This window comes from Streptomyces sudanensis, assembly GCF_023614315.1.
GTDB lineage: Bacteria > Actinomycetota > Actinomycetes > Streptomycetales > Streptomycetaceae > Streptomyces > Streptomyces sudanensis.
Window position 1 is genome coordinate 4430414 of record NZ_CP095474.1, and the last position, 8629, is coordinate 4439042.

An 8629-nucleotide genomic window follows, 5' to 3' on the forward strand; every position below is an offset into this window, starting at 1 on the left:
CNCCGGCGGNGGTTAATAGCCCGGGCGNGGGCNCNCGGCCACCGCCCCGCCCGGCGGCGGCCGTGCCGCCCTACCCCTCGTCCTCCACCCAGTCCATGGTCCGCTCGACCGCCTTGAGCCACTTCCGGTACCCGCGGTCGCGGGCCTCCGCGTCCATGCGCGGGGTCCACTCGGCGGCCCGCCGCCAGTTGGACCGCAGGGCGTCGGTGTCGGGCCAGAAACCGACAGCCAGGCCGGCGGCGTAGGCCGCGCCGAGGCAGGTCGTCTCGGCGACCACCGGGCGCACGACGGGCACGCCGAGGACGTCCGAGAGGATCTGCATCAGCAGGTCGTTGGAGGTCATGCCGCCGTCGACCTTCAGCGAGGCCAGTCCGACGCCGGAGTCCTTGGTCATGGCGTCGGCGATCTCGCGGGTCTGCCACGCGGTGGCCTCCAGCACCGCGCGGGCGAGGTGCCCCTTGGTGACGTACCGGGTCAGCCCGGCGATCACACCGCGGGCGTCGGAGCGCCAGTACGGGGCGAACAGCCCGGAGAAGGCCGGGACGAAGTAGGCGCCGCCGTTGTCCTCGACGGACAGGGCCAGGTCCTCGATCTCGGCCGCGGTGCCGATGAGGCCCATCTGGTCGCGCATCCACTGGACGAGCGAGCCGGTGACGGCGATGGAGCCCTCCAGGGCGTAGACCGGCGCCTCCCCGCCGATCCGGTAGCCGACGGTGGTGAGCAGCCCGCTGTACGAGTCGATCGCCCTGCCGCCGGTGTTCATCAGCATGAAGGTGCCGGTGCCGTACGTCGACTTGGCCTCGCCCTCCGCGAAGCAGGTCTGGCCGAACAGGGCCGCCTGCTGGTCGCCGAGCGCGGAGGCGACGGGGACGCCGTCCAGGACGCCGCCCCTGACGCGGCCGTAGACCTCGGCGGAGGAGCGGATCTCCGGGAGGATCGCGGCGGGCACCTCCATGGCCCCCAGGAGCCTGTCGTCCCACTCCAGCGTGTGCAGGTTCATCAGCATGGTGCGGGACGCGTTGGTCACGTCGGTGACGTGCCGGCCGCCGTCGGCGCCGCCGGTGAGGTTCCAGACGATCCAGGAGTCCATGGTGCCGAAGAGGATCTCGCCCCGCTCGGCCCGCTCGCGCAGGCCCTCGACGTTGTCGAGCAGCCAGCGGGCCTTCGGGCCGGCGAAGTAGGAGGCCAGGGGGAGGCCGGTCTCGCGGCGGAAGCGCTCCTGGCCCACGTTCCGGCCGAGCTCCCTGCACAGCGCGTCGGTGCGGGTGTCCTGCCAGACGATCGCGTGGTGGACGGGCTCGCCGGTCCTCCTGTCCCACAGCACCGTCGTCTCGCGCTGGTTGGTGATGCCGACGGCCTTCACGTCGGCCGCGGTGAGGCCGGCCTTCCCGACGGCGCCGGCGACGACCTCCCGTACGTTCGCCCAGATCTCGGCGGCGTCGTGCTCGACCCAGCCGGGCCTGGGGAGGATCTGCGCGTGCTCCTTCCGGTCGACGGCCACGACGAGCCCGTCGCGGTCGAAGACGATGCAGCGGCTGGAGGTGGTGCCCTGGTCGATGGCGGCGATGAAGGGGCCGGTGCCGCGGGAGGCCGGGTCGGTCATGGCGGTGCGCTCCTCGGGGTGGGGAGGGACGGGGTCGGTCGGGTTCAGGCGAAGGCGAGGGCGTGGACCCCCGCGGCCGCGGCGGCGCCGATCAGCGGGCCCGCGACGGGGATCCAGGCGTACCCCCAGTCGGAGCCGCCCTTGTTGGGCAGGGGCAGCAGGGCGTGCACGATACGGGGGCCGAGGTCGCGGGCCGGGTTGACGGCGTACCCGGTCGGGCCGCCGAGCGACAGGCCGATGCCGACGACGACGAGGGCGACGACCAGGCCGCCGAGGGCGCTCAGGCCCTCGCCGCCCTCGTTGAGGCCCTGGGTGAGCACGGCCAGGACCAGCACGAGGGTGCCTATGGCCTCGGTGGCGAGGTTCTGCCAGGCGTTGCGGATCTCGGGGCCGGTGGAGAAGACGCCGAGCACCGGCCCGGGGCCTTCGACGGCGGACCCCGACGCGGTCTCCGGGTCGGTCAGGTGGGCCCGGAACTGCCCGTAGTAGGCCACCCAGACGAGTACGGCCCCGATCATGGAGCCGAGGAACTGGCCGGCGACGTAGAAGGGGACACGGCCCCACTCCCCGTCCCTGAGGGCGATGCCGAAGGTCACCGCCGGGTTCAGGTGGGCGCCGGAGAGGGAACCGGTCGTGTAGACGGCGGTCATGACCGCGAAGCCCCACCCGAAGGTCACGGCCGGCCAGCCGGCGTTCCGTGCCTTCGAGCGCTTGAGTACGACGGCGGCGACGACGCCTCCGCCGAGGAGGATGAGCACGGCGGTTCCGATGGTCTCGCCGATGAAGATGTCGGAGCTGGACACCCGCGACTCCTTATGTCCTTCGTCCAGGGGAATGGCGGACTCCGGTTCCCTCCGGGGACCGGGCCCTCGGGATGGGGGCGCGGCGGCCGCCAGGCGCCGTCACCCCCGTGCGCGGTTCCGTCAGGTGTTCGACAATGCCGACTTTCGAACGGCAGTGTCGTTCCGGCCCGACGGCGCGTCAAGGGCGCGGGTCCGGCGGGCACGGGGCGGCCGGGCGGCGGGGAGAGCCCGACGTCAGAAGCGTCCGGCACCCAGGTCGCGCGAAACGGCACGCGCGCACTCGCGTACGGCGGCGACCAGCCCGGGACGCGGCCCGTCGCCGTCGCAGACCCGCTCCACGGCGCCGGTCACGGCCACCGCCCCCACCACCGCCCGCCGCCGGTCGCGGACGGGCGCCGCCACCGACGCGACGCCCTCCCAGGTCTCCTCCACGTCCGCGGCCCAGCCGCGCGCCCGCGTCACCTCCAGCAGCCCCGCGAAGTCCTCCGGCTCCGTGACCGTACGCGGCGTGAAGGCCCTGCGCTCCGCCCCCGCGGCCTCCTCGTACGCCACCGGGTCGTACGCCGACAGCACCTTCCCCAGAGCCGTCGAGTGCAGCGGCTGCACCGTGCCGACCTCCGGTATCCGGTGGCCCTCGCCCGGGGGGAGGGCGTGGTGGACGACCAGCACCCCGTGCCGGTGCAGGACGCCCAGGTGCACGCTCTCGCCGCTCGACCCGGCCAGGCCGTCGGTCCACACCAGCGCCCGCGCCCGCAGTTCGTGCCCGTCCAGGTAGCCGGTGCCGAGCCGCAGCAGCTCCGCGCCCAGCCGGTACCGGCCCGAAGGAGCGTCCTGTTCGACCAGCCCCTCCGCCTGCAGGGTGCGCAGGATGCCGTGCACCGTGCCCTTCGCCAGGCCGAGCGACGACGCGATGCCGGAGAGGCCCAGCAGGCGCTCCCCGCCCGCGAGCAGCCGCAGTACCGCCGCGGCCCGCTCGAGCGACTGGATGTTCTTCCCCATCCCGGCCCGCTCCCTCACTTCGCTGTTCGACGATGCTGAACAGTATCGGCCCCTGCCGACCCGCGGTCACACGGCGCGGCCCGGGACGCGCCGGACGGCCGGGCCCCGCCTCCGCCGGCGCGCCGTCCGCCATGGGAGACGGCGTGTCCGCTCCGGCGGATGGCGGTTACGCTGACGACGTGCGCCTCCCCCCGAGGCGCAAAGCCGACAGCCGTCGCATCCCAGGGAGTACTCCATGGCCTCGTCGCCGACCCCTTCCCCCGCATCCCCCGACAGCCGCGCCCGGGCAGCCGCGCTCCGCGACGCGCTCGCCACCCGGGTGGTCGTCGCCGACGGGGCCATGGGCACGATGCTCCAGGCGCAGGACCCCACCCTCCGGGACTTCGAGGACCTCGAAGGCTGCAACGAGATCCTCAACCTCACCCGGCCCGACATCGTCCGCTCGGTCCACGACGCCTACTTCGCCGCCGGCGTCGACTGCGTCGAGACGAACACCTTCGGCGCCAACTTCTCCGCGCTCGCCGAGTACGACATCGCCCACCGCGTCCACGAGCTCTCGGAGGCAGGCGCCCGCATCGCCCGCGAGGCCGCCGACGGGCACACCGCTGCCGACGGCCGGCAGCGCTGGGTCCTCGGCTCCATGGGACCCGGCACCAAGCTCCCCACCCTCGGCCACGTCCCGTACGCCACCCTCCGCGACGCCTACCAGAGCAGCGCCGAGGGCCTGGTCGCCGGCGGCGCCGACGCGCTCCTCGTCGAGACCACCCAGGACCTCCTGCAGACCAAGGCCGCCGTCCTCGGCGCCCGCCGCGGCCTGGAGGCACTCGGCATCGACGTGCCGCTCATCGTCTCCGTCACCGTCGAGACCACCGGCACCATGCTCCTCGGCTCGGAGATCGGCGCCGCGCTCACCGCGCTCGAACCCCTCGGCATCGACATGATCGGCCTGAACTGCGCCACCGGCCCCGCCGAGATGAGCGAGCACCTGCGCCACCTCGCCCGCCACTCCCGCGTCCCCCTGTCCTGCATGCCCAACGCGGGCCTCCCGGTCCTCGGCAAGGACGGCGCCCACTACCCGCTCACCGCGTCCGAACTCGCCGACGCCCAGGAGGGCTTCGTCCGCGAGTACGGCATCTCCCTGGTCGGCGGCTGCTGCGGTACGACGCCCGAGCACCTGCGCCGGGTCGTCGAGCGGGTGCGGGGCCTGGCCCCCGCGGCCCGGGACCCGCGCCCCGAGCCGGGCGCCGCGTCCCTGTACCAGAACGTGCCGTTCCGGCAGGACACCTCGTACCTCGCGATCGGCGAGCGGACCAACGCCAACGGGTCCAGGAAGTTCCGCGAGGCCATGCTGGAGGGGCGCTGGGACGACTGCGTGGAGATGGCCCGCGACCAGATCCGCGAGGGCGCCCACATGCTCGACCTGTGCGTCGACTACGTGGGCCGCGACGGCGTCGCCGACATGGCGGAGCTGGCCGGCCGCCTCGCCACCGCCTCCACCCTGCCCCTGGTGCTGGACTCCACCGAGATCGACGTGCTGCGCGCCGGGCTGGAGAGGCTGGGCGGCCGCGCCGTCGTCAACTCCGTCAACTACGAGGACGGCGACGGACCGGAGTCCCGCTTCGCCCGGGTCACCGCCCTCGCCCGGGAGCACGGCGCCGCGCTCATCGCGCTCACCATCGACGAGGAGGGCCAGGCCCGCACCGCGGAGAAGAAGGTCGAGATCGCCGAGCGGCTGATCGCCGACCTCACCGGCAACTGGGGCATCCGCGAGGAGGACATCCTCGTCGACTGCCTCACCTTCACCATCTGCACCGGCCAGGAGGAGTCCCGCAAGGACGGCGTCGCCACCATCGAGGCCATCCGCGAGCTCAAGCGCCGCCACCCGGCGGTGCAGACCACCCTCGGCCTGTCCAACATCTCCTTCGGCCTGAACCCGGCCGCCCGCATCCTGCTCAACTCCGTCTTCCTCGACGAGTGCGTCAAGGCCGGCCTCGACTCCGCGATCGTCCACGCCTCCAAGATCCTGCCGATCGCCCGCTTCGACGAGGAGCAGGTCACCACCGCCCTGGACCTGATCCACGACCGCCGCCGCGAGGGCTACGACCCCCTCCAGCGGCTCATGGAGCTGTTCGAGGGCGCCACCGCCACGTCCCTCAAGGCCGGCAAGGCCGAGGAACTCGCCGCCCTCCCGTTGGAGGAGCGCCTCAAGCGCCGCATCGTCGACGGCGAGAGGAACGGCCTGGAGGCCGACCTCGACGAGGCCCTGCGCACCCGCAAGGCGCTCGACATCGTCAACGACACGCTCCTGGACGGCATGAAGGTCGTGGGCGAGCTGTTCGGCTCCGGGCGGATGCAGCTGCCGTTCGTCCTGCAGTCCGCCGAGGTCATGAAGACGGCCGTCGCCCACCTGGAACCCCACATGGAGAAGGTCGAAGAGGGCGGGGACGCCGTGGGCAAGGGCACCATCGTGCTCGCCACCGTCCGCGGCGACGTCCACGACATCGGCAAGAACCTCGTCGACATCATCCTGTCCAACAACGGCTACAACGTCGTCAACCTCGGGATCAAGCAGCCCGTCTCCGCGATCGTGGAGGCCGCCGAGGAGCACCGGGCCGACGTCATCGGCATGTCCGGACTCCTCGTCAAGTCCACCGTGATCATGAAGGAGAACCTGGAGGAGCTCAACCGGCGCGGCCTGGCCGCCGAGTACCCCGTCATCCTCGGCGGTGCCGCCCTCACCCGCGCCTATGTCGAACAGGACCTCCACGAGGTCTACCAGGGCGAAGTCCGCTACGCCCGCGACGCCTTCGAGGGGCTGCGCCTCATGGACGCCCTCGTCGCCGTCAAGCGCGGCGTCCCCGGCGCGGCCCTGCCCGAACTCCGCAAGCGCCGCGTCCGCGCCACCGCCGGCGCGGCCGTCGAGGAGCGCGAGCCCGAGACCGGCGTACGCTCCGACGTGGCCGTCGACAACCCCGTGCCCGTCCCGCCCTTCTGGGGCACCCGCGTCGTCAAGGGGATCCGGCTCAGGGAGTACGCGTCCTGGCTGGACGAGGGGGCCCTGTTCAAGGGGCAGTGGGGCCTCAGGCAGGCCCGTACCGGCGAGGGCCCCTCGTACGAGGAACTCGTCGAGACCGAGGGCCGCCCCCGGCTGCGCGGCTGGCTCGACCGGCTCCACACGGACAACCTGCTCGAAGCGGCCGTCGTCCACGGCTACTTCCCCTGCGTGTCCAAGGGCGACGACCTGATCGTCCTCGACGAGTCCGGCCACGAGCGCACCCGCTTCACCTTCCCCCGCCAGCGCCGCGGCCGCCGCCTGTGCCTGGCCGACTTCTTCCGGCCGGAGGAGTCGGGCGAGACCGACGTCGTCGGCTTCCAGGTGGTCACCGTCGGCTCCCGCGTCGGCGAGGAGACGGCCCGGCTGTTCGCCTCCGACGCCTACCGCGACTACCTGGAGCTGCACGGCCTGTCCGTCCAGCTCGCCGAGGCCCTCGCCGAGTACTGGCACGCCCGCGTCCGGGCCGAACTCGGCTTCGCCGGGGAGGATCCGGCGGACGTCGAGGACATGTTCGCGCTCAAGTACCGCGGAGCGCGCTTCTCCCTGGGCTACGGCGCCTGCCCCGACCTGGAGGACCGCGCCAAGATCGCGGACCTGCTGCGGCCCGAGCGGATCGGCGTCCACCTCTCCGAGGAGTTCCAGCTCCACCCCGAGCAGTCCACCGACGCCATCGTCCTCCACCATCCGGAGGCGAAGTACTTCAACGCCCGCTGATCCGCCCGACGCGCCCCGCCCGCGCCGGGCGCCGGGCGGGGCGCGTCGGGCCGTACACTGGTCGGCCCAGTGCAGGCCGGCCGCCGGCCCCGCCCGGAAGCCACCGGTGGGGCCGGCGGCCGGCCTTCCCGTCCCATGGAGGTGTGTCGGATGACCAGCACGGTCCCCGCGTCCCTGCCCCGAACGGCCGACGGGTCGGCCCTTCAGGCCGTGTTCCTCGACATGGACGGCACACTCGTCGACACCGAGGGCTTCTGGTGGGACGTGGAGGCCGCGGTCTTCCGGGACCTCGGGCACGAACTGGACGAGTCCTGGCGCGACGTCGTCGTCGGCGGCCCCATGAGCCGCAGCGCCGGCTACCTCATCGAGGCCACGGGCGCCGACATCACCCTCCCCGAGCTCACCACGCTGCTCAACGACCGGTTCGAGGAGCGCATCGACGGCGGCGTCCCCCTCATGCCCGGCGCCGCCCGGCTCCTGGCGGAGCTGAGCGGGCACTCCGTGCCCACGGCACTGGTGTCCGCCTCCCACCGCCGCATCATCGACCGCGTCCTGCGCTCCCTGGGCGCCGAGCACTTCACCCTCACGGTCGCCGGCGACGAGGTGCCCCGGACCAAGCCGCACCCGGACCCCTACCTCCTCGCCGCCCGGCGCGTCGGCGCCGACCCGGCCCGGTGCGCCGTCGTCGAGGACACGGCCACCGGGGTCGCGGCCGCCGAGGCGGCCGGCTGCCGGGTCGTCGCCGTACCGTCCCTCGCTCCCATCGCGCCCGCCGACGGCCGGGCCGTCGTCGGCTCCCTCGAAGAGGTCGACCTGCGGTTCCTGCGCGCCCTGGTCGCGGACGCGGGCTGAACCCCGCCCCAAGGGCGTCCGCAGAGCGGCGAGGACCCTCGGTGCCGGGGCGTGCGCCGTGCGTTACAGGGGAAAAGCCGCACACGTGACCTTCCTCACCCAGCATGGTGCCAATCCGGCGTTCACCACCCCGCGCACGCCCGGATCCGGACACTTCCCGTGAGGCCGCGCGCCCGGTTTGGAGGCAATGTCCGCACGATCTTCCCCGTCCGCGGACCGCACGGTCACTGTGGGAGACCGGCCCCCGCCGACCCCTCGGCGCCGCCCCGGCCCAGGGTCGGTGGTGATACCACTAATCTTCTCGCCGAGCACTCCGCCGAATTCCCCGCGCCGCGGCCGTCCCGAGGCGACCGCGGACACGGGGCCGACCGTTCGCACCCCCGTCCGCGACCGTCGCGCCCCGCCGGAGGCCCGCGGCGGAGGCTCCGCGGACGCGCCATCCCCGTGCCGGACCAGGAGTACGACCCCCATGAACCGCAAGAGCCCGGTGCCGCCGGCGGACCTCCTCCCCGCCGCCCCGCGTAACCGGCCCGGCGGGGGCGGCGCGGCCGTCGCCGACGACACCCCGGCCGGCCCGCCCCGGCGGACCGGCCGACACNCCCC

The 8629-nt window shown here is 73.7% G+C and carries 5 protein-coding genes; 2 read left to right on the plus strand and 3 right to left on the minus strand.

All coding sequences use genetic code 11. From position 1 onward, the window contains the following. Nucleotides 1-70: 70 nt before the first annotated feature. The 3 genes from glpK to MW084_RS20485 form a co-directional block, all read right to left on the minus strand. Nucleotides 71-1603: a glycerol kinase GlpK gene (gene glpK / locus MW084_RS20475; RefSeq protein ID WP_010472231.1), complete on the minus strand. Its 1533-nt coding sequence runs from the start codon at nucleotides 1601-1603 to the stop codon at nucleotides 71-73. 44 nt (nucleotides 1604-1647) lie between these two features. Then, the gene (locus tag MW084_RS20480; protein ID WP_010472229.1) at nucleotides 1648-2406 is read right to left on the minus strand and encodes an MIP/aquaporin family protein; all 759 of its coding nucleotides are present in this window, start codon (nucleotides 2404-2406) and stop codon (nucleotides 1648-1650) included. A gap of 234 nt (nucleotides 2407-2640) precedes the next feature. After that, nucleotides 2641-3405 carry an IclR family transcriptional regulator gene (locus tag MW084_RS20485; protein WP_010472226.1) on the minus strand — a complete coding sequence of 255 codons (765 nt, stop codon included), beginning with the start codon at nucleotides 3403-3405 and terminating at the stop codon, nucleotides 2641-2643. Between the two features lie 235 nt (nucleotides 3406-3640). On the opposite strand from MW084_RS20485, the gene metH reads away from it, so the two are divergent. Then, the gene (metH, locus tag MW084_RS20490; protein ID WP_275563729.1) at nucleotides 3641-7174 is read left to right on the plus strand and encodes a methionine synthase; all 3534 of its coding nucleotides are present in this window, start codon (nucleotides 3641-3643) and stop codon (nucleotides 7172-7174) included. Between the two features lie 150 nt (nucleotides 7175-7324). Further along, nucleotides 7325-8026: an HAD family hydrolase gene (locus MW084_RS20495; RefSeq protein ID WP_010471330.1), complete on the plus strand. Its 702-nt coding sequence runs from the start codon at nucleotides 7325-7327 to the stop codon at nucleotides 8024-8026. Nucleotides 8027-8629 lie beyond the last annotated feature (603 nt).